Here is a 25419-nt window from a genome sequence, read left to right on the forward strand (position 1 = left end):
CAGGGAACCAAGAAAGAAACGGCGGGGCCTTGGCCCCGCCGTTTTGCTTTTGGGGAAGTTGAAAGGCGGCGCGCTTTCGCGCACGGTCCGGTGTTACGCGGCTACATTTGATTCGGAGGAGTAGGCGATGGGCCTCAAAGTCGAATTAAGGCCAGGCGAGCGGATCATTATCGGGGACTCGATCGTCACCAATGACGACCAGCGCACCCGCCTCATCATAGAAGGCGACGCCCCGATCCTTCGCGAGAAGGACATCATGACATCGGAGCAGGCCGACACACCCTGCAAGAAAATTTACATGGTGGTGCAGCTGATGTACCTGAGCCGCGACCCTGCGGTGCACCATGAGCTTTATTTCAGCCTGATGAAACAGACCCTCGAGGCCGCGCCGAGCACCAAGCCGTACTTCGACCGGATTAATAATCAGATATTAACCGGAAATGTTTATAAAGCGCTGAAAGAGACCCAGTCTCTTATCGAATACGAGAAGGATCTGCTCGCGAATGTATGACGCGACGAAAACCTATGCGAAGAACGCCCAGCAAATGGGCAGCCCGCGAGAACTTGAAGCGCAACTCCTGATGCGCGCCGCCGCCAGGTTGCAGGCCGTCCGTGACGGCTCACTTGTAAAGAGCGAAGAAGTCGTCTCCGCACTCCGCTATAACCGTCGCCTCTGGATTTTGTTCGGTGGTTCTGTTGGCCGCCCGGAAAATCCGCTGCCGCAGACGATCAAGCAGAACCTCGCCAATCTCGCGAACTTCATCGTGAAACACTCGCTTTCGCTGGAAACCTCCACCGAAGGCACCGCGGATCGCGTCGGCGTGCTGATCAACATCAACCGCGAAATCGCGGCGGGCCTTCGCACCCAGCAGCAAGCCGCATAAGCGGCGCGAAAATCGAATTAAGGAACGCCGCGACGGATTTCCGCCGCGGCGTTTTTCTTTCCAGAAACCCGCCTAAATGTAATTGACCAGCGACAACTGCGAGAGCATCGCGGTCACCTGCAGCGATGCCTGCATTCGCGTGTTCAGTGCAAGCAACTTCACGCTTATTTCCTCATCGGAAATATTTTCGACGCCGTCGATCATATCCTGAAGCAGGGGCTGGCGTTCCGCGATGCGCTGCTTTGCGGATTGTGCGGAAACATTGGCACCTGCGATCTCTGTCTGGATTGCCTCGATTTGCTGCATGCCGGACGGCACATTCATCGCCGCACCGACGCGGCCAGCAAGCGCATAATAGCGATCCCGCGCATTCAGGTCGGAATCCGAGAAGCCAACCGCGGCGAATACAGCCGTGTTCTGTACGATCCAGCGAATACCTTCCTCGTTCGCGCGCGCGCCGTAGCTGACCGTGATCGCATCGTCGACCCGTGCAATCGAGGTATCGCGTGCGTTATCGGTATTGTTGTCGCCGAGATACCACGAGATCGTATTCGCGGGCGTGCCGTCGACCATCGCGATCGCTGTCGCAAACGGCGGGCCGGCCACGCGCTGCGGAGGATTGGATGCGTCCGTCGCGAAGAAATCGTTCCCCGCCTGAATCGCCGAAGCGGCGGCGAGATCGACCTGCGCCAAGCGTTGTAGTTCGGTATCCATCGCAGCGGTGAGATTGGCAGCGGTATCGGCAGGCGTTGCGCCGATCGTAAACTGCTTGTCGCCCGGCGGATTCGCGGTGGTTGCCGTCAGTTCGATCGCGGTCGAGGTGCCGTCCGGCATCGCAAGGGTGATACGCACGGTTCCGTTAGCCGGCGGATTGGTCGCGCCGAGATCGACCGAAAGCGAGGGAGGGGCACCGGCGGGGCCGGTGATCGTCGCGCCGAAACTCGTCGTCGCGCCGGTAATCTTGAAACCGAACGGATGCGTGCCGTCTTCGGCAAGCGATACGATACTGCCCGCGGCAGCGTTGACCTGAATACGGCCGCGCAAGTCAGCGCCCTGATCCGCCTGCAAACGCTCGCTGATGATTTGCTTCAGCCCCGCCTGTGCGCCTTCGCCGTTGAGAATGCGCGTCATCGTATCGGTCGCGGGCTTATCGGTGGCGCGGCCGGAGAAAAGATAACGTCCGCCAGCATCGAGGTTCAGCAGGCTCAGCATTTCGCTAAGGCGTCCCGTCGCGGAGCGCTGTGCAGCGCTCTGTCCACCTTGCACGAGCGTAAAATCGAACGGCGCGGCGAGATCGGAACGGGTTTCGTCGCGCAAATCGCCGATGCGCTGCAGCGACGTGTTCATCAAACTGACGCGCGTTTGCACGTTGATCGAATTCGAGCTGAAAACGCTCATGCCGGTGAGTTGCGCACGCAGATTGAGCACAAGTCCGCTGCCGAGACCGAGGCCGCCGTAAGTATCGGATTTCTTTCCCGTGCCAAGCTGCCGCTGCAGTTCGGAGAGCTGATCGCGCATCTGCGAGATCGTGCGCGCCGCCATCGTCGTGGTGAGGCTGGTCCCTGAAATCGACGACATTCGCCTAGACCCTGATCAACAATTCGAAGAGTTCCTTCACCGCCGTCATCACGCGGGCATTCGCGGCATAGGCGTTCTGAAGCTGGAGCAGGCGCGCCATTTCCGAGTCGATATTGACGCCCGTGCTTTCGGCCATGCGGTCCTGCAACGAGTTCAGCACGACGTCCTGTCCGTCTTTCAGGCGCAGCGCGTTTTCCGTCGCCGTGCTTTGGTAGGTGATGATCTGCTGCGCAAACCCGACGACCGAGCCGGAGAACGGCGTGCCCGTACCGCCGATGCCGGTGGAGGGCGAGAACATCTGGTTCGCCGCCGTCAGTCGTTGCCAGAGAAACTCCGGCCGCGTCGAGTCGCCGGGCAGGGTGTTGGCGTCGATATTGATGAGACCGGAGGAATCGTTGAGCAGCGCGGAATTCACCGCAATCCGCGCGGCAAACCCGACCTTTTGCTGCCGGCCGCCGTCGATGACGTTGGTGTATAGCGAATTCCCGCTGCCATCGACAAAGAACGGCAACGTACCGTCGCCGGACTGAACCGTATTGGTCGTGACGTTCGCGCTCAGCGCGTCGATGTTGACGAGATTAGGCGCGCCGTCGTCGAGCACGCGCAGGATCGAACCGCTCGGATTGTCGAACTGCACACTGGGGCCGAGCGCCGTGTTGAGAGCCGCAAGTGCGCCCGCAACGCCACCCGCGAAGCTAATGCCGATTACTTCGTCGCCGGGATCGGCGGTGAGCGAATTTGAAAGCGGCAGCGACGACGGATCGTCGACGCGCACGATCGTCACCCGATGCGTGGTCGGCCCGGAATTGTCCGTGTAGGTCAGCGAAATCGAGTTGCCGTTCTGCAAGTCGGCAAGATCAATTTGAAAGCCGGTTTGCAAACCACTGCTTACGTTCGTGCTGGCTACGGTCCGGCTGGAGAGCGACGCCGCCAGAGAATGTGCGATTTCGTCGAGTTGCGCCTGCGCCTTGACGAGAATGTCGTCGCGAAGCTCAAGCAGCGCCGCGATCTTGCCCGAACGGATCGAACCGTCGGCGATCAGATCCTGCGAATAGCCGCTCGGCGAAACCAGCCGGATGGTGCCCGCGCCCGACAGCGCGGGATTAGCGTTCCACATCGACTGCGCGCTTAGTGGCTTTTCGTCGAACGCCAGTTGCGAAGCCTGCATGTCGAACAGGCTGACGCCGGAATTCGTGAAGATCGAAACGTTATTGGCGCCGTTTGGCGTGACCTGAATATCGATCAGACCGGCCAGTTCGTTGATGGCCGCATCGCGCTGGTCCAGCAGCGCGCCAAGTTCCACGTCCTGCGAGGACAGCGCAATGATCTGGGTTTGCACGTTCTCGATTGTCTTCAGCAGTCCGTTCACGCGCTCGACCGCGTCGCCGATCCCGCTTTCGGCCTGGTTGCGCATCAACGTGACATCGTTCGACAGGCTATGCAGCTTCTGCGCCATGACCTGCGCGGCATTCAGGACCGCCTGCCGCGTCGATACTGACTGCGGATCGGCAGAAAGCGCCTGCAACGAACTGGTAAAGCTGTTGATGATGGTGTCGAGCGCGCTGGCAGACCCCGGCTGGCCATACATCCGGTCGATCTGCTGGCGGACCTGCGCGATGGTGTCGATATAATTCGACCCGGCAAGCTCGGTGCGCAGTTGCCGCTGCACATAAATATCGAGTTCACGATTGACGTTGGCGACCCGGACACCGATGCCCGAGCCGCCCGCCAGCGCCGTTTCCAGCGAAAGCGTCTTGCGCGAATAGCCCGGCGTTTCCGCGTTGGCGACGTTGGTCGCCACTACGTTGATGCCGGTCTGTGTCGCGCGAAGACCGCTTAATGCCGAAGATAAGGCGGTGGTCAGCCCCATTGCTTACTCGCTCTCGTCCGCTTAGCGGATCATATTGATCGTTTCTTGCAGCATCTGGTCGGCGGTGGTCACGATGCGTGTGTTCGCCGCGTAAGCCTGCTGCGTAACGATCAGCTTCGTGAATTCGTCGGCGATGTCGGTGTTCGAGCCTTCCAGCGATTTACCGACGATGGTGCCGGATGCGCCGAAGATCGCTGGACCGGATTCCGAGGTCGCCTCGAATGCGCCGCCGTCGAGACGCTTCAGTGCGTTGTCGCCGAGGAAACTCGCCAGCGGAATTTCCGCGATATCGATGGCGCGGCCGTTGGAATAGCTCGCAACGATACGGCCCTTGTCGCTGACCGCGATGGATTGCAGTTCGCCAGCGGCGTAGCCGTTCTGGTTCAGCAGGTTCACCTTCGCGACGCCGTTGGAATCGGCGAACTGCGTGACGCCCGACGCGCCATGCGAAAGCACGACGTTGCCAATCACCACACCGTCGATGGTGAGGTTGCTAATCGTAACCGCGGGAATGTTGGGATCGAGAATACCGCTGGCATTGAACGAGTAGACCTGCCCGGCGTTGCGCCAAGCAACATCGGTGTTACCCGCGTTGGAATTCTCGAGATAGAACATCTCCCAGGTATCGGTGCCGCCGGTGGCGGCGGAGTCGGTCTTCACCCAGCGCATCTGGACGTTCATTTCGTTGCCGAGTGAGTCGTAAACGGTGATCGCGCCACCCGCGATCGACTGCTCGAGAAATACGCCGACGTCCGCGCCCTCGACCGTGCCATCGCCCGCATCAAGCGGGTTGCTGCCGGAGAATGCACCCGGATCGATCAGTTCACTGCCCGGCGTATCTGGCGCTGCGGTATAGGCTTGCGTACGCGGCATGCTGGCGAGGTTCGCGCGGTATTCGATGATCGTCGTCGTCTGCGACGGCAGGAAGTCGTTGGTGAATTGCAGCACCTCGGGAACGCTGCCGATGGTGTTGCCGGTGATCGAGTCGATCCGCAGCGCCTTCAGGTAGTAGCCGGAGCCGTTGACGAGGTAGCCGTTCTTGTCGAGTTCGAAATCGCCGCGTCGCGTGTAGAGGTCCACGCCGACGAAGGTGGGCTGGCCGTCCGGGAAGCCCGCAGGCTTCTGCACGACGAAATAACCGTCGCCCTTGATCGCCATGAAGGTATCGACACCAGCGGTCTGGATGTCGCCCTGCACGTTGTTGGTCTGGCGGGAGAGCGCGGTGACGCCGCCGGCGGTCTGACGCTTGGCACTCGAACTCGCGACCATGTCGGCGAAGCTCGTATCCACGCGCTTGAAACCGGTCGTCTGCGAGTTGGCGATGTTGCCGGAGATGTTTTCCAGCGCGAAGGACTGCGCCTGCAGGCCGCCCACCGCCGTCGTCATTGCACCGAAGATACCCATACTACTCCTCCAGAATCCGCAGCCCGCGCATGCGAGCCCCGGAACAGGAATGGCAATGGGCGTGCCAGATAGCGGCACATATAAGTTATTGTAAAACATAGCTTTTATTGAAGGCTGGTGCGAAGAAGACGGGCAGGCTTTGCCGCCCCGGCAAGTCCTGCCGGGCTGTTCAGCCCTTCACGCGCATGGAGAAGCGGTCGTGGAAATTACGCCGCCCGGCGACGATGCGTCCGATCAGCGCCCGCTCCTCGTCGGAACGGGCGAGCGAGTCGACCGGCTCTAGCTGGTTCATGGCGACGAGTTGCAGGATTTCGTTGCGCACCTCGCCGTTTGCGTTACGTGGCAGGGCATCCACCACCTGCACCGCTTCCGGCACGCGCTCGCGGCCGAGCTGCTGCGCGACGAAATCGCGAAGCTCGTCCTCCGCCACGCCCGTGCTTTCCACGAAGGCATAAAGCCCAGCGCCTTCACGGCGCTTGGGAAACGCAACTACCGCGGCGTCCCTTACCTGCGGATGCGCCTTCAACCGCCCGGCAATCACGCCGGCATCCTGCACGAAGCGCGGGCCGCCACCTTCGCGGTCGGTGAAATTGAAGATACCGCGCGCAATCGCGTAATAGACTTTCTTTCCGGTCGCCATCCAGATCCGCGTCGGCAGACTTTTCTTCGCGAGTATCCGGCGCTCGGTCGCAGTCAACGCTTCCTTGCAATACTTACGCTTGTGTTTCAGCAAATGACGCAGGTCTTCATAGGCCGCGAGACGAAACAGCTTCGAGCGGCGTTTGAAACAGATCGCAAGCTGGAAATCCGTGACATAGGCCCGTCCATCCGCACCACGCAGCCAGTTCTGCTCCTTAGCAAGATCGTTGTGCGTGATGCGCGCGCGATGCAGCCGGAACAGGAGCGCAATCGCCGAGCGGAAATAGGCCCGCTCTCCTTGCGGTTTCGCGATGTGAAGTGCGACGCCGTCAATGAAGCTGCGCACCAGATAGCGCTCGCCGCCATAGAGCAGCTTCGGCCCGGCATCGAGATCGTTGGCGGCGGCCAGCGCCTTCCTTTCGCGGCGGAACAGATGCAGCGCCAGCGGGAACGACCACCACGGCACGGTGTCGAGCCGCCGCAGCACCGCATGCTGCTCCCCGTCCTGCGCGGCAAAACGCCCGCGCTCGACCGTCGAGAAGACGTCGCGCTTGAGCACGACGCCGGGCTGCCAGCGACCTGCGAGTTCCGGCGGGATGTTATCGGCCTGATCCATGCGCGCGGCTTCTAGCACAGCCTCCCGACCCCCGGAAAAGGCAGAAAACTTCGCCTTGCCCGCTGTTTAGACCCCCCATAAGGTGCGCCGCCCTGCCCCCGGAGTCCGTTCGATGCGCTTTGAAGGTACCAAGAATTACGTTGCTGCCGACGATCTGAAGGTTGCCGTAAATGCCGCCATCGCGCTGGAACGGCCGCTCCTGATCAAGGGCGAGCCGGGCACCGGCAAGACCGTGCTGGCGGCGGAAGTGGCGCGCGCGATCGGCGCACCCCTGATCGAATGGCACATCAAATCGACCACCAAGGCGGCACAGGGCCTTTACGAATACGACGCGGTGGCGCGTCTGCGCGACAGCCAGCTCGGCGATCCGCGCGTTTCCGAAATCAGGAACTACATCAAGCGCGGCAAGCTCTGGGACGCATTCACCTCGGAGCAGCGCCCGCTGCTTCTGATCGACGAGATCGACAAGGCCGACATCGAATTCCCGAACGACCTGTTGCAGGAACTCGACCGGATGGAATTCCACGTCTACGAGACCGGCGAAACCGTGAAGGCCGCGAAGCGCCCGATCATCGTCATCACCTCGAACAACGAAAAGGAATTGCCGGACGCCTTCCTGCGCCGTTGTTTCTTCCACTACATCCGCTTCCCCGACCCCGACACCATGAAGGCGATCGTCGAGGTCCACTTCCCCGGCATCAAGCAGCGTCTCGTCTCGGAAGCGCTGCGCATGTTCTACGAAATCCGCGAAGTGCCGGGCCTGAAGAAGAAGCCTTCCACTTCCGAACTGCTCGACTGGCTGAAACTGCTCATGGTCGAGGACATCGGCCCGGAAACGCTGCGCGAGCGCGATCCGAAGAAGCTGATCCCGCCGCTGCACGGCGCGTTGCTGAAAAACGAACAGGACGTCCACCTGTTCGAACGCCTCGCCTTCCTCGCGCGGCGCGAGGGCTGAAACCGCGTCAGCCTGCGGCGGCTTTCTCTTCGATTTTCGTTGGGTTGCGTTTCGCGCGCCTGCGCGAGCGCCGCTCGTCGAAGCGATCCTTCATCTGCATCGACCAGTACGCGGCTTGCGCCATGCGCTTGCCGAAGCCACCACCCGCCCAGACCAGCCCGAATGGCACGAACAACCGCCAGCGGTCGTCGCGGTCGACGATGCCGGATGTAATCAAGTCCGCCGCCATCGCGGTCGTGTTGAGACCGTGACCGCCGAACGCACTCGCGATCCAGATGCCGGGGCTGAGCATCCCGATCTGCGGCATCTGGTGTACCGCGTAAGCCATCGAGCCGGTCCAAGCGCTTTCGATCTCGATTGGCTTCAACTGCGGGTAAACCGACGCGATATCTGCGGCCAGCATCCGGCGTAAATTGGCTGGCGTACTCGTCTTCGTCGAAATGCGGCCACCCCAGAGCAGCCGGTCGCCAATCACGCGGTAATAATCCCCGGCGCGGCGGTTATCGGAAATGCAACCTGCATAGCGAATGGCGCTGCCGAGTTTCTCCGCCATCGGCACTGTAACGCCCACATGGGTGGCGACAGGAACCAGGGTGCGCGCCAGTTCCGGGAACGCGCCATGAAGCAAATTGCTGCCGCAGAATACGATGTGATGCGCCCTCACGCGCCCGCGCGGTGTCGTCAGCGATTTGCGCACGCCGGTAATATCTGCCGTCGTTACCGGCGTATCTTCGTAAATACGTCCACCCAGCCGCTCGATCTCTTCGGCCAGTGCGATGGCAAGATTGCGCGGATGAATATGAAACGCATCGGCGTCGTGCAGCGCCTGATAATAGGCATCGGTCGCAAGCGTTTCGCGTACCCGCTCGGCAGGCCAATAGACGAGATCGTGGTCGAAATCGTGCGCCATGCGCTCGGCTTCGCGTTGCAGATCCTCGCCGCGGTCCACGCGCGATACATGCAGTCTTCCCGGCACGGCATTCACGCCGGGCAGGCCGTAAGCAAGTTCCTCGCGCACCAGTTCGACGCCACGCCGCGATAGCCGGTAGAGCGAACGCGCATGATCGAGACCGACGCGGTCGATGATGCGCGGCAGGCGTTCCGAGAAACCCGCCGAAACAAAACCGCCGTTGAGGCCGGACGCGCTATGCGCAACCCGCTCCGCTTCGATCAGCACCACATCGTAATGGCGCCGCAACAACATTCGCGCCATCCACAGTCCCGCGAAGCCGCCGCCGACGATAGCGACCGTCGTGTCGATGTCGTGTTGCAGCCGCGGCCGCGCCGAAAACGGCTCTGACGTTTCCTCGTAATAGGTGGGGATGGTGGGCGCCATTGCCGATTGTCGCAGACCGTTCACGGCGAACCTGATAGAGAGGAGCGGCTCCGCCGTCGAGAGGAACAGAATGCGCCGTTTGCTTTTGTTGCGCCATGCCAAATCCGACTGGCCTGCGGATTTGGAAGACCGGCAGCGTCCTTTGAGCGAGCGCGGGCGTCGTGATGCCCCGGAAGTGGGCCGGGCAATGGCAAAAGCAAAGCTCTTTCCCGCGTTGGCACTGGTGTCGCCAGCCATCCGCACCCGCGAGACCTGGGAGCTGGTTTCTCCTGCCCTGCAAAATCCGGGATTCCGCTTCGAGGACCGTCTCTATGGCGCCGCCGCGAATGTCATGCTCGATCTGGTGCGCGATACTCCTACCGAAATTGAAACGCTGATGCTGGTAGGCCACAACCCCGGCACAGAAACATTGGCGCGCGCTTTCGCCATGTCGGGCGACGCGGACGCCATCCGCCGCATCAACAGAAAATATCCGACCGCGGGCCTCGCCGTGCTCGAATTGCCTATCAACGACTGGAAGAAAGCAGCTCCCCCGGCTGGCCGACTGGAAATGTTTCTGACGCCGAAGACACTCGACGCATAAGCAGCCATGCCCCGGTTTCCGGAACACGCTTTCATGCGAATAACGATTTCAATTCGGCAAGACTTCTCGCGGGATATTGTCCGGCGTGTAGATGCGCGGCCGGTTGCGCAGGACGATGTTCGATACCTGCCATAGAAACCACGCGCCGACGAAAGCAATCAGCGCCGAGACGAGATATTCGCCCGCTACGAAGCCGCGCACGATCACATAGAGCACAGCAAAAAAGGTCGCGACCGCGACGACAAGTGCAAGCCACCATCGCCACGCCGAGAAGCCGGCCTGATAAACGCACTTCGCTCCTGCCGCCGCCATGCGCCGGTGCAACTCGCGCAGAAAAGCGGAATACTCCTCGCCCTGATCGGCAGTGTTGATGAGCGATTGCATCGAAGTGGAATAGAGCACCAGCTTCGGCGCGTTCACCGGCCATATCTCAGCCAAATAGCGCGAGCCGGCCATGTTGGTCGGCTTGAAGCCGAGCCGGACATGCCGGATCATCGGATAGGCGATCTGCCCGGAGCGCATCCCCAGATTCCAGTCCAGCGTATGAGGCGTGAGACGAAATTCGTAGCCGTCGCCAAGCGGCCGGGGGCGATAGCTGTAGGTAAGCGGCTTTTCCAGTTCGGTCATGGCGGCGCTTGTATCGCACGCAGCCCCAAACGCAAACGAAACGGGCGCGCATCGCTGCGCGCCCGTCTTTTCGGGTTTCAGGCCAGGTTACCAGCCGTAGTAGTAACCGCGGCGCGGACCATAGTAGCCATAGCCCGGACCGTAGTAGTACGTCGGACCGTAGTAACCACGATAGCCGTAGTCATCGTAGTAGTAACGATCGCGGCGGTACTGATGCGCGGCGATTGCGCCGATCACGCCGAGAGCGATCGCAGGACCGACCCAGCGGCCCCGGCGCCAGCGCGCATCTTCCTTGTTCGCCTGCACCGACTGCTTCACGCCGTCCTGATTCGGAGCGACCGGCGCCGCCGATGCGGGAGCGATGGCGAACGAACCGGCGGCAACGGTGCCGGCCAGCGCGATCGCAGTGATTTTCTTGCGAAGAGTGGTCATCAGAACCTCCTTCAACTCCTGCTAGGAACGCTCCATGTAGCAACGATCCGCGCAGGTTCAATCTCACCAACGCGCGAGATCACGCAAAGTTGCATGAACGACGGTTCAGGCTACCGCCGCGATTTCGCCATATGACCGGTAGCGGACGCGTTTCTGCCGATCCCCTTCACCTGCACGGCAAAGCCGTTAAGCTGGCGCGAGGGGGATGACGGAAATGGAGCGGTGGTGGAAAATAGCGCGAAAGCGCTTTCGTCCGAACTCACCAGCCGCATTCGCTTTCGCCGTTCTCTGCGTGGGCGGCGCGCTTCTCTTCCGGCTCTTCACCGGCTGGCTGCTCGGCAACACGCTCTTCTTCGCAACCTTCTTTCCAGCCATCCTGATCGCCGCCCTGTTCGCCGGTTTCTGGCCGGGCGTCGCCGCGACCGCGCTTTCCATCCTCGCGGTGTGGTCGGTCATAATTCCTCCGACCTACGGATTTGAAACACTCTCTCCGGTCCAGATCGGCAACTTCGTTCTGTTCGGGATCAGCAGCCTGATGGTGGTCTGGCTGGCCGCAGTCCACCGCGAGCTTGTCGAACGCGTCCAGCGGCAGGAGAACGAGCGCCGACTGCTGACCCGCGAACTCGAACATCGCAGCAAAAACATGCTTGCGATCATCGAGGCGATCATCCTGCAAAGCGCCGAAAGCGACGAACGTGACCGCGCGCACATTCTGGTCGAGCGGCTGCGGACTGTTTTCTCGACCAACGAACTTCTGGCCGACAGCCCCATGCAAACCATCTCGTTACGCAATATCCTCGCGCGAGAAATCCAGCCGTACGGGATGCAATGCTGCACGTTGAGTGGACCCGAAGTCGAACTCTCCGGCGAGATCGCACGCGCCGCCAGCCTGGTGTTTCACGAATTGACGACCAACGCTGCCAAGCATGGCGCACTGTCGCGCCCCGGTGGGCATGTGAAGGTGGAGTGGCGGATGGCGGACCGCTTGGTTGATCTCGCTTGGGAAGAGAGCGGCGGCCCGCCGGTCGCGCCGCCCGCACGCTTCAGTTTCGGATCGCGGCTGATTACGAGAACGCTCAGGCAACTCGGCGGCGGCATCGACGCGAATTTCCGCCCGGAAGGATTGCGCTGCCAGATCAGATTTGCGCCGCGCTAGGTTTCACTAGCCTACATCCCGCGATGATTGCCGTTGCCATTGCCGGTCGCATGAAAAGTGCCGTCGCTTTCCTTTGCCCTTTCGCTGACCTCTCCCGCCAGCAACCGCAACGAACGCGCAGTGCTTATGTCGAGCGTCGCCCGGGACAGCCGCCGGATGCGGGCGGCCACTTCTGCGAGATATTCGTCCATTGGCCCATTCTTCTTTTTACTCCAGCCGTATAGGCAACTGCCCGCCTGCGGGACGGTTCCTCCGGCGAGAAATGTTGCAAAATAGCCTTGATTGGATGGTGCGAAGCAACGTGGCGGCGGCCGCAAGGACATGGTGTCATGCCCCGCTGATTCGCGACGGCTGCCGTTAGCGGCCATGAGGAGAACGACGGATGAAACAGCTGATTGCCGGCGTGGTGAGCGCACTTCTGCTCTGCGGCAGCGCCTATGCCCAGGCTCCCGCGACAAAAGAAGGCGCGCAGAAAGCCGATCCTAAGGCGCCGATGCCCAAGAGCCAGCCGCAAAGCATGCCGAAGGAGATGGTGAAGGGCAAACAAAAGGGCGGCGAAATGCCGAAAGACGCCGTGAAGGAAATGAAGAAGAACTGATACCGGCATATCGCCATCGGCAGGAAAAAGCCCCGGATCGCTCCGGGGCTTTTTGTATTTCGTGACAATCAGCGTCGGCGATCGTCGTCGTCATCATCGTCGTCATCGTCTTCGTCGCCGCCTTCATACATATCGTTGATGGCGTCGCGAAGCTGGCCGATCAGCATGGCGATCGACTTGATCTCTTCGGATTGGCTGTTTTCGAGCTTGCCCAGCGCGGCATCGAATTCCTTGTCGTCCATAGGCGTCTCCCGTGTTGAATGCGAGAAGCATGGTGCATGGATCGCGCGCAAACAAGTCAACGGTGTGACGGCTGACATGCCCCTGCGCCGTTACGCATCGCGCCGGAGCGCAAAAATTTGACGATAAATTTGCGGCGGCTCGGATGCGGCGTCCGCCAGCATCATCACTGGCGCAAGCACCGCTTCGTCCAGCGCCTCGATCAACAGCATCGCGGAAAAGGAACGATCACCCTTGCGCAACGATTTCTCGCTGGTCTGTATCCCTGTTCCGGCCGCGCTTGTTTGCAGTACGCGCACCGCCGCCAGCTTGTCGGCGGCTGCAATTTCGGCGGATGCAGCGCGGAAGCCTTCCATTGCCGCGGCGTCGAACAGCACGGTCGCCGCCACCATGCCCTCCCCGCCACTCCCCATCTCGTCCACGACGGCGCCGCCGCCGCGCATGAAATTCGTCAGCTTCGGCATGATGCGTTGCGACCACGGCGTCGGCGCGTTCAGCCGCGCGAGATAGGCTTCGCTCGCGACCACGTCCGGCGCGGCTAGCCGGTAGAAGATGAAGAAGCGCGCCGCCTGTACGGCCTGCGCGCGAAACACCCTCATCGCGAGGAAGCCCGGCACCGAAAGCCGCTCCTGCGCATGCTCGCGCGTGAGCCAGTGCAGGTAATCGGTCTCGTCCGCGGAGGCGACGTCGCTGAAGATGGCGAGAAAACCGGAATTCGTTTGCGGCATGGGGAACTTTCGGCGGGCGAGCGGACTCTTAGGGATATGGAATGGCTGCGCAACCTTTTCCGCCGCGCCGAGCCGCCGAAGCCCGCGGCAAGGCCCGGCAATTTCTTCTGCATCTATTGCAATGCCCGCTTTTCCAACGACGACCTGCCCCGCGTCATCGCACATCTGAAGCCCCATGCGAGCAAGGAAGAAGCCGAACTGCGCGCCGCATCGGGCGCGGCCGATGGTGCTTGACCGGTATCGCTTTCATTTCCGACAACCTTGCGGATGATTCCCGCCCGGCCCGGCATCCTGCCGTTGCCGCGGGAGCGGCAAGCGGACCGGAAGCGAAATGGCAGACGAGGAAATCACGCGCGACGCGCACGGCAACGAACTGAAAGACGGCGACTCCGTCACGCTGATCAAGGACCTGAAGGTGAAGGGCACCTCGGAGACCATCAAGCGCGGCACGCTGGTCAAGAACATCCGCCTCACCGGCGATCCGGACGAGGTCGAATGCAACACCAAGCAGGTGAAGGGGCTGGTGCTGCGGACGGAATTTCTGAAGAAGGCGTAAGCGCGCGATCAGGCGGCGGGCGAGAGCGGCCTCTCGGCCCGCGCCTCGCCGCAGGAGACCGCTTCGATCAGGTCGCGCACGCGCGGCATGTGTTCGGAAGCGCAGCGGATAATCGCATCGCGCCGCCCCTCGAAGCTGTAGGCGACGATGACATAGCCGCCCGCCAGCGCGCGGCGTATGCGCAGATAGCCGTCGCGATGCTTCATCCAGCGCTTGCGCTTCAACGGGCCGATCACGATGCGCTGCACTTCGGGAAAGCGCTCGAACGCGCGCAGGCGAAGTTCCATCGGCAGGTATTTCGAGTCGCGGCGCATGAATCACGGGTACGCGGCAAAGCAGGTTCCCGCAACCCGGCCTTTTCGCGAACCGGAAACTCACGGCGCGGCGCTCCCCGCGCGCTTGATCGCGGGCAGCACGTCGCGCTGCATGACGACATCGACGGTGTCGAACTCGCGCAGGTAACAGGCATCGGAACCGCCCGCGCATTTCTTCGCGCGGCGGCAAGCGGCCTTGTGGCAGCGCGGCGGATGGCCAGCGAGCCGCACCATTTCCTTTGCCAGAAGTTGCCACGTCTCGTTTTCCGCAAGCCTTCGCGAGCGCGGACGAAACGGCGGCGGGCTGAGATCATATGCGGGCTTCGCAACGGCTTCACGCTCCGCCTTTTCTGTGGGGAGAGAAGGATCAAGCGCAACAGCGCGCGAGCGCGTAGCGCGCACAGCTTGCGATTGCCCGTTATCCGGTTCGCGGCTTTCTCCCTGCTCCACTGGATCGGCGCGAACCGCGCCGGCGCGGCGCGCGCCTTTCATCATCTTCGCCACTTCGGACGAATGCATCAGCATGCGGCGGCCTTGCTGCCAGCAGGTGATCATGAAGCCATGCTCGACGGGATTTGAGAGGGTATTGGCCGCGCCTCTTTCCTCATGGGCAGAATGTCTTTCCCTCTGCCCGTCCTTTACGGGGAGAGGTCGATCCCGAAGCAATCGGGTGTTGGGCGCGGTTTGCGTCCGCCCTTCATCCGGCGCGCGGCTCTGCTGCGCGCCGTCTTTTCCCCGCACCCGTTCGTTGGAGCGAGCCGCGCCCGCGCGGCGCGCGCGGGGAGAAGGAAACCGGGAAGGCGCGACACGTTTCATGCAGGCAAGCTCCATTGTTCGCGCGCGACCATCGCGCGCGTTGGAAGCCTCCCCCATTGGATTGCCCCGTTTACGGTGGGGCCGGCGAGCGCCGTAAAGCGCTTAGGTATTTCTAGCCGCGAGGCTTTTATACCTCGCGTGACGCCTTACGGCGCTCGGAGCGCGCGAGAAGCTTGCGCAGCTCGCGCCACTCACAACCTGCGGCGTTTTGAAAGACTCAGGACCGTGCTTCCGAGACCTTCCATGCCGACGTTTCTTTCGGCACTTCCGATCTCCATTCCAGCCATCGCGAGGAAGCTCGCGCCCATTGAAGGGACGGCGGCGCGTCGTAGTGCGCGCGGACGGTTACCCGAGGCCTCCCGGTATCCATGGCTGCGAACCACGAACAGCGGGCGCCGCACCCTTCCCTCATCTAGCGACGCCTCGCGAGAGCGGCCCCTTGAGGAAAAGGTGATAGGAATATAGTCCGTATCGGTGGGAAAGTCAAGGTAAGTTTGGGCCGCGCAATTAGAGCGGTGAGCCGACTTCCCGATCTAAAACGCGTGATCCCCTCGCACGGCGACATCATCACCGCCCGAGCGAAGTGCTGCGGAAGATTGCGGAGCACGTAAAACAGGGCTTTTGAACATTGAGTTTGTCAAAAAGCCACTCTTAGCTAAGATATTACGGGCCTTACTTCTTTACCTATTTTTGTAGCGAATCGTATAGTTAGTGAGTAGCGCATGGCTGCCAAAAGCAAGAGGGTGCAAAATGGCAAGGTACGCAGCAGTAAAAGAGGCGTCAGAGGAAGCCGATCGCGCGCTAATAATTCTTCGGCAAGTCGCAGTAATAAAGCTGCGCGCAAAGCTTCAAGGAAAGTCAAAATTGCGAGCAAAGGCGCGCGTTCAAAAACTAAGAAAGAAGCGCTCAGCGCAGACTTAATCTCGAAGCTATATCGGGCCTCCGACTGGGGACGAGAAGTCAAAGAGCCTTCGAACGAACCTTGGCGCAGCGAAGCACGACGAGACTATTCACGTATCGTCCATTCTCCGAGCTTCCGAAGACTCCAAGGAAAAACACAGCTATTTCCCGGCAACGAGTCAGATTTCTTTCGTAATCGGCTAACGCATTCACTTGAAGTAGCGCAAATTGCAGAGTCGATCGCGCATCGACTAAATGCAACTGACCCATTCTTTAAGAAAAATCCGATTGACCCGAGAGTTTGTTTTTCCGCTGGCCTCATGCACGATATGGGGCATCCACCATTCGGACACAACGGAGAAAAAGCGCTCGACGACTCTATGCGTGAATTTGGTGGTTTTGAAGGAAATGCACAGACGCTTCGCATCATAGCCAAGATTGAGAAAAAGAAACGACTTGCTGAAAAATCTTCGAATGACTCGCGAATTGGACTTAACCTTACATACAGGTCATTGGGGTCCATATTAAAGTACGACAAACTAATTCCTAGCAGACGTTCCGCTGAAGAAGGTTTGAAGAAGGGATATTACGCAGATCAAGCTGATCTCGTAGGCAAAATAAAAAACTCAATTGCGCCGAATGCCAACGTTGAGGAGTTTAAAACAATCGAATGCGCGATAATGGATATCGCGGATGACATCGCATATTCGACGTACGACCTAGAAGACTCGCTCAAAGCTGGATTTTTAAGCCCATCATCTATCCTTGCATCCAACGGGTCCCTGTTAGATCGAGTCGCGAAGAAAGTTAAACAAGCGACTGGTCGAAACACAACGTCGGCAGATATCGTCGCTACATTCTGGGATATCTTCCAAGAGATCACAGCAAAATCTGATCTCGATGATGGTGAGACGGATGCCCTTTATGATCACATTCGCGGCTTCAAAGCGTCACAAGACTTAGCAGAGTCCGGTTACAAGCGTTCTAGCTTTACGTCACAGCTTGTTGGAGAATTTATTGGCGCAGTCGAAGTATTAGAGATCAACAAAAACCAGCCCGCGCTTTCGAAAGTAGAGCTGAGCAAAGACGCTAGATTCAAAGTCGAAGTTCTAAAGAATTATACATTCGAAGCTACTATTTCGTCGACGCGATTGAAGTTAGCTGAATATCGCGGCTATGAAGTCGTAAAGAAAATATTCGATGCACTAAGCGGCGCGAGGGGACATTTATTGATGCCTGACGACGTACGAGATTTGTACCGAAATGCAGAGTCGAATGCGACATCACGCCAAAGGGTCGTTTGCGATTTTGTAGCCGGAATGACCGACCGGTACGCGGTCGAGTTCTATGCCCGACTGCACTCAGATAACCCGCAAAGTATTTTCAAACCCGCGTAATTTCGCGCAACAATCCCTACCTCACCAACTCCCGCATCGCCTCATCCAGCCCCTCCAAAGTGAGCGGATACATGCGGTCGGAGAAAAGCTGCCGCATCATGCGGACCGATTGCGTGTAGTCCCAGTGCTCGCGCGGCACCGGGTTCAGCCACACCGCGTGCTGATACGTGCGCGTGACGCGCTCGATCCACACCTGCCCCGCTTCCTCGTTCATGTGCTCGACCGAGCCGCCCGGCATCATGATCTCGTAAGGACTCATGCTCGCGTCGCCGACGAAGATCACCTTGTAGTCGGACGGGAACTTGTGCAGCACGTCCCAGGTCGGCGTGCGCTCCGAGTGCCGCCGCACGTTCTGCTTCCACACGCTCTCATAGAGGCAGTTGTGGAAGTAGAAGGTCTCAAGGTTCTTGAATTCCGTGCGCGCGGCGGAGAACAGCTCCGAACATAGTTCGATGTGCCAGTCCATCGAGCCGCCGATGTCGAGGAACAGGAGCACCTTCACCGCGTTGCGCCGTTCGGGGCGCATCTGCACGTCGAGGAAGCCGTGGTTCGCGGTCTCGCGGATCGTGCCCGGCAGGTCGAGTTCGTCCGGCGAGCCGGTGCGCGCAAACTTGCGAAGCCGCCGCAGCGCGACCTTGATGTTGCGCGTGCCAAGCTCGACCGTGTCGTCGAGATCCCTGAACTCGCGCTTGTCCCATACTTTCACGGCGCGGTTGTTGCGGTTCTTGTCCTGCCCGATGCGGATGCCTTCGGGGTGATAGCCGTAAGCGCCGAACGGCGACGTGCCCGCGGTGCCGATCCACTTGTTGCCGCCCTGATGGCGGCCCTTCTGTTCCTTGAGGCGCTGCGCCAGCGTCTCCATGAGCTTGTCCCAGCCAAGCTCCTTGATCTGCGCCTTCTCTTCCTCGGTGAGATATTTCTCGGCGAGCTTGCGCAGCCACTCCTCCGGAATCTGCGCGGTGCCGGCCGCGTCCGACATCAGGTCGAGGCCCTTGAACACATGGCCGAACACGCGGTCGAACTTGTCGAGGTTGCGTTCGTCCTTCACCAGCGCCGCGCGCGAGAGGAAATAGAAATCTTCCACGCGCCGGTTCGCGAGATCGGCGTCGGAGTTCAGCGCTTCCATCAGCGTCAGGTACTCGCGCACCGTCACGGGCAGGCCCGCGGATTTCAGCTCGTTGAAGAAGTTTATGAACATCGGACGTTCCGGATTTTTGCCCCGTACTTCTACCGTGAAACGGGCGCCGCGTTAAGGATAGCGGACGATTAAGGCCCGCGCAGCCTGCCGCGCGCGCCGTAATGCAATGAATAATAAAGCCGCCGCGGCTACAAAAGGCAGGAAACATAAAAGAGCAAGATGCCCGTCGATATCGCCCTCGAAGTATTCGCCGCGCTGGAATCCTTGCCCGAACTCGCGGCCGGGTTCGAAGGCGCGCGCCGCGCGGCGGTGGCCGATCGCGCCGCCGGCGAAACCGAAATTTTCTCCGGTGTGGAAGCGCTCGACGCCATGCGCCACGACTGGCGGCAGTTGGAGCAGGAAACAGCGCCCGGTACGCCGTTCCAGTCCCTCGCCGTGGCCGAGGCCGTTCTCCCCGCGCATCTCGCGCATGGGCATGTGCCGCATATCGTCACCGTGCGCGAATACGGCGAGGTGCGCGCCATCCTGCCGCTGGTGATGACGTCGATGGCCGGTTCGCGCGTGCTCCGCTTCCTCGGCGATCCGCTAATTCAATATGGCGACGCGATCCTGTCGTGCGCGGGCACCGAAGCGCATCTCGTAAGCGCGCTGCTCGCCGCCGGAACGCTCGGCGCAGATGCCGCGCTGTTTCGCAAGGTGCGAAAGGACGCAAAACTCGCCCCGCTGCTTTCGCGCCGCGCGCATGTGTCGTCGGTGGAAGAGTCGCCCTATGTCGATCTCCGCCGCGAAGCGAAGCTGCCGCCGCGCGATGCGCGCGAGTTGCGCCGCTATCGCCGCCGCCTCGCGGAGCGCGGCGATGTCGAACTGAAAATCACGCGCGGCGAGAGCGCGCTTCCCTGCGTACGCACCGCGCTGGACCTGAAACGCGGCTGGCTGGCGGCGAAGGGATATTCCTCCTCCGTGATCGGCGACGAACACTGGGAAGGCGTGCTGGTTTCCCTCGTCACCGAACACGCAAACCTGCTCGCCTGCGCGCGCCTCGAAGTCGGCGGAAAACTTGCCGCACTGGAAGTTGCGGTCACGCACGGCAAGCGCTGGCACGCTTTCCTCGGCGCGATCGACCCGGAGTTCGCGAGGAGCGGCCCCGGACAGGTGCAGATGGCCGACACCATCGACTACGCCCGCGAGCACGGCTTCTCCGCTTACGACCTGCTCGCGCCTGCCGATCCCTTCAAGCGCGTGATCGCGACCGGCGCGATTTCGGTCTGCGACTACGCGCTGCCGTTCTCGGTGCAGGGCCAGTTGACCGCGCGCGCATTGCGCTTCGCGCCGCAGGCGAAATCGCTGCTCGCGCGCCTTCCCGTTTCCGTCGCGAAGGCCGCGAAGTCCCTGCTTCGCCTGCACTGAGCGCCTCTCTTTTCTCCACGCCGCCGCGGATCGTTTTCGACGCTTGCGCGTTTTGCCTTCATCGGAGGGTCTGGCGACAGGAGGTCGTCATGCATTTCGGCGACAGGTTCGAAGACCGGGAAGAAGCTTCCAGTGCCCTGACATGGGCCGGAGGCGCGGCAGTGACCGCCGCCATTCTCCTCGCCCTTGCAGTGGCGCAGGCACCGTTTTGAGAAAACAGTCCGGAGACTGGAGGCCGCGCTGAACGGCCTCTTTTCTTTGTTCTCTTTTTGTTCTAGCCTCTCCGGCCCTCGAATGAGTGCCGCGTCATGGGCCGTTTCAGCTACCTCACCATCGACTTCAACTCGTATTTCGCGAGCGTCGAGCAGCAGATGAATCCGAGGCTGCGCGGCCGCCCGGTCGCGGTCGTCCCGATCGCGAACACCGACAAGACCTGCGCCATCGCCGCGAGCTACGAAGCCAAAGCCTTCGGCGTGAAAACCGGCACGCGCATCTGGGAGGCGAAAGAGCTTTGCCCCGACCTGATCTGCGTACCCGCGCGCCACGATCTCTATGTCGATGTGCACGAGAAACTCAAAGAGCAGGTCGAGAACAACGCGCCGATCATGAAGACCGGCTCCATCGACGAATTCATCTGCAAGCTGATCGGCGACGAATGCGCGCCGGAGAACGCGAAGAAAATCGCGCGCAGCATGAAAGCGAGCATCCGCGACAATGTCGGCCAGTGCCTCACCTCCTCCATCGGCATCGCGCCGACCAAGCTGCTCTCCAAAATCGCATCCGACATGCAGAAGCCCGACGGCCTCACGCTGATCGAAAAGCATGACCTGCCGCATGTCCTGCACGACCTGAAGCTCACCGACCTTCCCGGCATCGCGAACGGCATGGAGGCGCGCCTGCATCGCGGCGGCGTGCGCGACATCGCTTCGCTGCTCGCGCTGGAGCCAAAAGAAGCGCGGCACATCTGGGGATCGGTCGGCGGCGAACGCTACTGGTACGAATTGCAAGGCTTCGACATTCCCGATACCGGGCACGGCCGCCGCACCATCGGCCACTCGCGCGTACTCTCGCCCGACATGCGCCCGCCCGGCCGCGCCCGCGTCGTCAGCCGCGCGCTGCTGATGAAGGCGGCGACGAGGCTTCGCCGCTACGGCCTTGCCGCGGGCGCGCTCGGCCTCTCCGCAAGGCGCGCGCACCAGCCGAGCCTGGTTGCGGAGATGACCTTCTCCGCCACGCAGGATTCCTTCACGTTGCTGCGCACGCTCGACGATCTCTGGCGGCAGTTTCCGCGCTCGCGCGAGCCGTTCAAGAAAGTCTCGATCTGGGTTTCGCGTTTAACGCCGGTCGAGACGCGCCCGCGCGACCTTTTCATCGAGACGCGGCCGGACGGCCTCACCCGGCAGGAAATTCTCTGGCGTTCGGTGGACAAGCTGGTTGCGCGCTATGGCCGCGAAACGGTGACGCTGGCCTCGCAGAAAGACCTCGGCCTGCAATATCTCGGCGCGAAGATTGCGTTCACGCGCGTGCCGGAAGCGCAGGAATTCCGGGAGTAGCCTCTTTTCCGCTTATGCAGGTTTGCTAGCCTGCGGCCATGAAACGAACCGTTATTGCCGTAGCGCTCTTTATTGCATCTGCCTTTACTCCCGCGCTCTCCCAAACGACCCCGGACTGCCGCAGCCTGATCCTCGATCCGGCGACCGTGAAAAAAGGCATCGAGGTCTGTACCGGGGTGATCGAAAGCGGCCGTTTCAGCGGCGCCGATCTGGCGGACGTGCTTGTCATTCGCGGGCACGGCTATAACGAAACCGGCGACTTCGATAAGGCGATTGCCGATTTCGACAAGGCGCTAACGCTCAATCCGAAAAGCGCGTTCGCGTTTATCAATCGCGGCAAATCCTACCTGCAAAAAGTCGAGATTGACCGTGCGCTCGCGGATTTCGAGGAATCCCTGCGGCTGGATCCGAATTTACCGGACACCTATTTGCATCGCGGCGCGGCGCTCGAAACCAAGGGCGAACTTGTGCGCGCGCTTGCAGATTACGACCGCGTCATCCAGCTTGACCCTGCCTATGCCAAGGCGTGGCAACAACGGGCGCGCTATCACGCCAGAAAGAAGGATTACGACCGCGCCATTGCAGATTATACGGAAGTGATCCGGCTGAGCGGTTCACACGCAGAAGCCTATTACGAGCGTGGCGTAGCGCACAGCGAGAGAAAGAACTTCAATCCGGCGCTGGAAGATCTGAGCAAGGCAATCGAGCTTGCTCCCGCCGAGCCGGCGTACTGGAACAGCAGGTGCTGGCTACGCGCCATCAACAATCGCGAACTGGAAGAGGCCCTGAAAGATTGCGACCGGGCGCTCGAGCTGAAACCGGACTATGTACCGGCACTCGACAGCCGCGCTTTGCTCAAGGTGCTTCTGGGCCGCTTCGACCAGGCCATCGCCGACTATGATGCAGTCCTCAAAATCGAACCAAAGATTCCGGCGTCTCTTTTTGGCCGCGGCATCGCACGACTGCGAAAAGGCGATACCGCAGGTGGGAACGCCGACATCGAGGCGGCGAAAGCAATCGATCCCGGGATTGCGGAAGAATTCGTGGGCTACGGCGTGAAGCCATAGCACGGCAAAGCGGCAGCGCGTCTGATCCTTACCGCCGCTGATAGCGCGGATTCGGATAGCAGCGTTCGTTCCAGCCGGTACGCGAAGCAAGGCACTGCTCGCGTGTATAGGCCTGACAAACCATCACGGTATCGAACGGCCCGCCGCCGATCCGCATGTCGCGGCACCATGCATCGGGCGGCGCGCGACGCTGCGCTTCGGCGTTGCTGCCCATGACGAGCACGAACAAACCTGCCAGCAAAAAACCACCGAACCTCATGTGCCGTCTCCCTTTGCACGCGCGTTGTTCGAATGAAGCCGCGCTGCATGAAATATGTTCAAGGATTGCCGAAATTTAATCCCGTTGCATGCGCAGCGCGGGAACCAGAACCGCGTGCTGCGCATTATGTTACCGCTTCACGGCAAAAACTTGCTCAGCCCGGCGCGGCGCCGTGTACCGCGTCCACATCGGAACATACATGGCTGCCGTCACGCGAAGCCCTTCCTATCCTGTTGCAATGCTCGGAGCCTTTATCGCGGCGACGCTGATTCTGCTTGCGCCCGCAATCTGGAATGATTTTCCGTTCATGTTCTTCGACACCGGCGCCTATTTCGAGCGTCCGTTCGAAGGCACGATCAGTGCCGGCCGCTCGATGGTGTACGGCCTGTGGCTGGCGGCGCTACGCTATCCCCACTTCTGGCCGGTTGCAGCAGCACAATGCGCGATCAGCGTGTGGGTAATCTATCTGATGCTGCGGACGCATGGACTGGGCAATCGCCCCGCCGCGCTGCCGCTTACGCTGGTGGCCGTGACGCTGACGCTGGCCACACTGACCGCGCTGCCGTGGTTCGCAGGCCAGATGATGCCCGATCTGTTCGCGGCGCTGGCCGTGCTCGCGCTTTATCTTCTCGTGTTCAAGCGCGGACAGCTCGGCCGGTTCGAGCCATACGCACTCGCCGCACTGATTATTTTCGCCAGCACCGCGCATAACGCGACCCTCGCCGTACTGCTCCTGCTGCTCGCGGCAGGATGGGTGATCGCACCATTCGCGAAAAAAATCCTGCCGTTTCGTGCGTTGCGCTTCGCGACGGTTGCCACTTTGCTCAGCATTCTCATTCTGCCGACCGTCAATTTCGTTTTCGGTGGCAAGTTCGCGTGGACGCCCGGCGGCTCGGCATTCATCTTCAGCCGGCTGGTGCAGGACGGTATCGTCGCGCGCTATCTGGCCGACAAGTGCCCCGACCCGGCAATCCGGCTCTGCAAGTTCGAGAAGCAGATTCCGAAAACCGCAGACGATTTTCTGTGGCATCAGGCACCGCATGGCCCGTTCGTTTCCATCGGCGGCTTCGACGGCGCCGAGCATATGAACCCCATCACGCTGGAAAGCCTGACGATGTATCCGTGGATGCATGTCACGACCGCGGTGAAATCGACACTGATCCAGCTTGTGAAGGTCGAGACCGGCGATGGCATCGTGCAGGAAATCTGGAGCGCTTATGCCGGCATCGACAAATACGCGCCGGAGAGTTCGGTCGCGATGCACACTTCCCGGCAGCGCTTCAAGCTGCTGCCGCCGGTCTTCACTGCGCTGAACAAGGTGCATGTGCCGCTGGCGCTCGGCAGCATGGCGTTCCTGCCCCTGCTGCTCGTGTTTGCGTGGCGGCGCGGAACCATCCGCGACACAGACCTGTTGGCGGCGACAATCATCCTTGCGCTGTTCGCCAACGCCTTCGTGACCGGCGTGCTGTCCAACCCGCATCACCGCTATGGCGCGCGCGTCGCATGGATGGCGCCGTTCCTGTGGTCGCTGCTCGCGGTGCAATTCCTGCTCCTGCGAAGCGGATGGCAAGAAACGGCGATACGCGCACTCGCCTCGATCGGGCTTTCGCAGAAGCCCGTGCCGTTGCCGGTGCCCGCGAGCCAGCCGGAAAAGTCCCGCTAACTTAGCCGCGCGCGATCTTGTCCAGCACTTCGGTCAGCGCTTCCGGCGCGGTGATGTGCGGCGAATGGCTGGCGTCCATCTCGACATAATTCCAGCCTTCCGCGCGCGCGCGTTCCGCGAATTGGCGGAACGTATCGCCGGGGCCTGAACGCGCCGCGTAGATATAGGTGCGCGGCATCTGCGGCTCGCCGTTCTCCAGCAGCAGCGGTTCCTGAAAACATGCCAGCGGCTGATGCACGCGCCGCGGCATGATCCAGTCCACGTCGCGCGGCGAAGTATCCGGCGGCAGTGGGTTCGGCGGAATCTTCCAGCCCTCCACCGCATTGTCTTCCATGCGTTTACGATGCTCCGGCGGCGTGTAGTCGAACACGCATTTGCCGTGCTGCGGCACGAACGCATCGAGATAGACAAGCTGCGCAATGCGATCGGACGCGAGATCGGCAACGCCGGTCGCAACCATGCCGCCGTAGGAATGGCCGATCAGGATGGCGTCGCGCACGTCTTCGACACGCAAAAACATCAGCATGTCCTGCACATGCGTCTCCAGCCCGATCGAGGAACTGGCGAGATGCGCGCGGTCGCCGATCCCGGTGTAGGTCGGCGTCAGCAATTCATGGCCCTTCGCGCGCATGAGCGGATGCATCTTCTTCCACGCCCAGCCCGCGGACCAGGCGCCATGCGCGACGACGAAAGTGGCCATTGC

General features: G+C 61.1%; 28 protein-coding genes. 13 read left to right on the plus strand and 15 right to left on the minus strand.

The features are described 5' to 3' along the window. Positions 1-127 precede the first annotated feature (127 nt). Both flbT and flaF read left to right on the plus strand, forming a co-directional pair. On the plus strand, positions 128-511 hold the full coding sequence (gene flbT, locus KF794_09765; GenBank protein ID QYK44080.1) for a flagellar biosynthesis repressor FlbT: 384 nt from the start codon (positions 128-130) through the stop codon (positions 509-511). Beyond that, positions 504-884: a flagellar biosynthesis regulator FlaF gene (gene flaF, locus KF794_09770; protein ID QYK44081.1), complete on the plus strand. Its 381-nt coding sequence runs from the start codon at positions 504-506 to the stop codon at positions 882-884. The genes flbT and flaF overlap by 8 nt, the downstream gene beginning before the upstream one ends. Before the next feature lie 72 nt (positions 885-956). On the opposite strand, the gene KF794_09775 is transcribed toward flaF, so the two are convergent. The 4 genes from KF794_09775 to KF794_09790 all read right to left on the minus strand — a co-directional run bounded on the left by KF794_09775 (position 957) and on the right by KF794_09790 (position 6991). Then, on the minus strand, positions 957-2462 hold the full coding sequence (locus KF794_09775; protein ID QYK44082.1) for a flagellar biosynthesis protein FlgL: 1506 nt from the start codon (positions 2460-2462) through the stop codon (positions 957-959). 4 nt (positions 2463-2466) lie between these two features. Continuing rightward, positions 2467-4332, minus strand: a complete 1866-nt coding sequence (gene flgK, locus KF794_09780; GenBank protein QYK44083.1) for a flagellar hook-associated protein FlgK — start codon at positions 4330-4332, stop codon at positions 2467-2469. 21 nt (positions 4333-4353) lie between these two features. Beyond that, positions 4354-5736 (minus strand): flagellar hook-basal body complex protein, encoded by a 1383-nt coding sequence (locus KF794_09785; GenBank protein QYK44084.1) that lies wholly within the window; start codon positions 5734-5736, stop codon positions 4354-4356. 169 nt (positions 5737-5905) lie between these two features. Then, positions 5906-6991 carry a serine/threonine protein kinase gene (locus tag KF794_09790; protein ID QYK44085.1) on the minus strand — a complete coding sequence of 362 codons (1086 nt, stop codon included), beginning with the start codon at positions 6989-6991 and terminating at the stop codon, positions 5906-5908. A 112-nt stretch (positions 6992-7103) separates the two neighbouring features. Between KF794_09790 and KF794_09795 the strand changes: the two genes are divergently transcribed. Further along, positions 7104-7946, plus strand: coding sequence for a MoxR family ATPase (locus tag KF794_09795; GenBank protein QYK44086.1), 843 nt, complete (start codon positions 7104-7106; stop codon positions 7944-7946). A 7-nt stretch (positions 7947-7953) separates the two neighbouring features. On the opposite strand, the gene KF794_09800 is transcribed toward KF794_09795, so the two are convergent. Beyond that, the gene (locus KF794_09800) at positions 7954-9282 is read right to left on the minus strand and encodes an FAD-binding oxidoreductase (GenBank protein ID QYK44087.1); all 1329 of its coding nucleotides are present in this window, start codon (positions 9280-9282) and stop codon (positions 7954-7956) included. Positions 9283-9352: 70 nt separating this feature from the next. On the opposite strand from KF794_09800, the gene KF794_09805 reads away from it, so the two are divergent. Further along, entirely contained in the window at positions 9353-9865 is a 513-nt protein-coding gene (locus KF794_09805) for a histidine phosphatase family protein (protein ID QYK46661.1), read from the plus strand. A 48-nt stretch (positions 9866-9913) separates the two neighbouring features. Here the strand turns inward: KF794_09805 and KF794_09810 are convergent, their stop codons facing one another. Continuing rightward, entirely contained in the window at positions 9914-10492 is a 579-nt protein-coding gene (locus KF794_09810; protein QYK44088.1) for a hypothetical protein, read from the minus strand. Between the two features lie 87 nt (positions 10493-10579). Beyond that, complete coding sequence (locus KF794_09815; protein QYK44089.1) at positions 10580-10924, minus strand: hypothetical protein; 345 nt, start codon at positions 10922-10924, stop codon at positions 10580-10582. A gap of 292 nt (positions 10925-11216) precedes the next feature. On the opposite strand from KF794_09815, the gene KF794_09820 reads away from it, so the two are divergent. Continuing rightward, entirely contained in the window at positions 11217-12080 is an 864-nt protein-coding gene (locus tag KF794_09820; GenBank protein QYK44090.1) for a DUF4118 domain-containing protein, read from the plus strand. Positions 12081-12091: 11 nt separating this feature from the next. On the opposite strand, the gene KF794_09825 is transcribed toward KF794_09820, so the two are convergent. Continuing rightward, entirely contained in the window at positions 12092-12271 is a 180-nt protein-coding gene (locus KF794_09825) for a hypothetical protein (GenBank protein QYK44091.1), read from the minus strand. Between the two features lie 191 nt (positions 12272-12462). Between KF794_09825 and KF794_09830 the strand changes: the two genes are divergently transcribed. Next, complete coding sequence (locus KF794_09830) at positions 12463-12678, plus strand: hypothetical protein (protein ID QYK44092.1); 216 nt, start codon at positions 12463-12465, stop codon at positions 12676-12678. Positions 12679-12746: 68 nt separating this feature from the next. Here KF794_09830 and KF794_09835 read toward each other — a convergent pair whose 3' ends face one another. Together KF794_09835 and KF794_09840 are read right to left on the minus strand one after the other, a co-directional pair. After that, positions 12747-12920: a hypothetical protein gene (locus KF794_09835; protein QYK44093.1), complete on the minus strand. Its 174-nt coding sequence runs from the start codon at positions 12918-12920 to the stop codon at positions 12747-12749. A gap of 90 nt (positions 12921-13010) precedes the next feature. Further along, positions 13011-13646: a hypothetical protein gene (locus KF794_09840; protein ID QYK44094.1), complete on the minus strand. Its 636-nt coding sequence runs from the start codon at positions 13644-13646 to the stop codon at positions 13011-13013. A 36-nt stretch (positions 13647-13682) separates the two neighbouring features. Here KF794_09840 and KF794_09845 point away from each other — a divergent pair, with 36 nt between their 5' ends. Together KF794_09845 and KF794_09850 are read left to right on the plus strand one after the other, a co-directional pair. After that, on the plus strand, positions 13683-13880 hold the full coding sequence (locus KF794_09845) for a hypothetical protein (protein ID QYK44095.1): 198 nt from the start codon (positions 13683-13685) through the stop codon (positions 13878-13880). A 97-nt stretch (positions 13881-13977) separates the two neighbouring features. Next, positions 13978-14202, plus strand: a complete 225-nt coding sequence (locus KF794_09850) for an alkylphosphonate utilization protein (protein QYK44096.1) — start codon at positions 13978-13980, stop codon at positions 14200-14202. 8 nt (positions 14203-14210) lie between these two features. Here the strand turns inward: KF794_09850 and KF794_09855 are convergent, their stop codons facing one another. Together KF794_09855 and KF794_09860 are read right to left on the minus strand one after the other, a co-directional pair. Next, complete coding sequence (locus tag KF794_09855) at positions 14211-14516, minus strand: hypothetical protein (protein QYK44097.1); 306 nt, start codon at positions 14514-14516, stop codon at positions 14211-14213. A 60-nt stretch (positions 14517-14576) separates the two neighbouring features. After that, complete coding sequence (locus KF794_09860; GenBank protein QYK44098.1) at positions 14577-15071, minus strand: hypothetical protein; 495 nt, start codon at positions 15069-15071, stop codon at positions 14577-14579. Positions 15072-16054: 983 nt separating this feature from the next. Between KF794_09860 and dgt the strand changes: the two genes are divergently transcribed. Then, on the plus strand, positions 16055-17629 hold the full coding sequence (gene dgt, locus KF794_09865) for a dNTP triphosphohydrolase (protein ID QYK44099.1): 1575 nt from the start codon (positions 16055-16057) through the stop codon (positions 17627-17629). A 16-nt stretch (positions 17630-17645) separates the two neighbouring features. Here dgt and KF794_09870 read toward each other — a convergent pair whose 3' ends face one another. Continuing rightward, complete coding sequence (locus KF794_09870) at positions 17646-18827, minus strand: VWA domain-containing protein (GenBank protein ID QYK44100.1); 1182 nt, start codon at positions 18825-18827, stop codon at positions 17646-17648. A gap of 159 nt (positions 18828-18986) precedes the next feature. On the opposite strand from KF794_09870, the gene KF794_09875 reads away from it, so the two are divergent. From KF794_09875 to KF794_09885, 3 genes are all read left to right on the plus strand, one after another. Beyond that, positions 18987-20174 (plus strand): GNAT family N-acetyltransferase, encoded by a 1188-nt coding sequence (locus tag KF794_09875; protein QYK44101.1) that lies wholly within the window; start codon positions 18987-18989, stop codon positions 20172-20174. A 308-nt stretch (positions 20175-20482) separates the two neighbouring features. Beyond that, positions 20483-21727, plus strand: a complete 1245-nt coding sequence (locus tag KF794_09880; GenBank protein ID QYK44102.1) for a type VI secretion protein ImpB — start codon at positions 20483-20485, stop codon at positions 21725-21727. Between the two features lie 38 nt (positions 21728-21765). Continuing rightward, entirely contained in the window at positions 21766-22794 is a 1029-nt protein-coding gene (locus tag KF794_09885) for a tetratricopeptide repeat protein (protein QYK44103.1), read from the plus strand. Between the two features lie 28 nt (positions 22795-22822). Here KF794_09885 and KF794_09890 read toward each other — a convergent pair whose 3' ends face one another. Next, positions 22823-23053 carry a hypothetical protein gene (locus tag KF794_09890; GenBank protein ID QYK44104.1) on the minus strand — a complete coding sequence of 77 codons (231 nt, stop codon included), beginning with the start codon at positions 23051-23053 and terminating at the stop codon, positions 22823-22825. 199 nt (positions 23054-23252) lie between these two features. Between KF794_09890 and KF794_09895 the strand changes: the two genes are divergently transcribed. Further along, positions 23253-24716, plus strand: coding sequence for a hypothetical protein (locus tag KF794_09895; protein QYK44105.1), 1464 nt, complete (start codon positions 23253-23255; stop codon positions 24714-24716). Position 24717: 1 nt separating this feature from the next. Here KF794_09895 and KF794_09900 read toward each other — a convergent pair whose 3' ends face one another. Then, positions 24718-25416 (minus strand): alpha/beta hydrolase, encoded by a 699-nt coding sequence (locus KF794_09900; GenBank protein ID QYK44106.1) that lies wholly within the window; start codon positions 25414-25416, stop codon positions 24718-24720. Between the last annotated feature and the right edge of the window lie 3 nt (positions 25417-25419).

The organism is Xanthobacteraceae bacterium, from assembly GCA_019454205.1.
GTDB lineage: Bacteria > Pseudomonadota > Alphaproteobacteria > Rhizobiales > Xanthobacteraceae.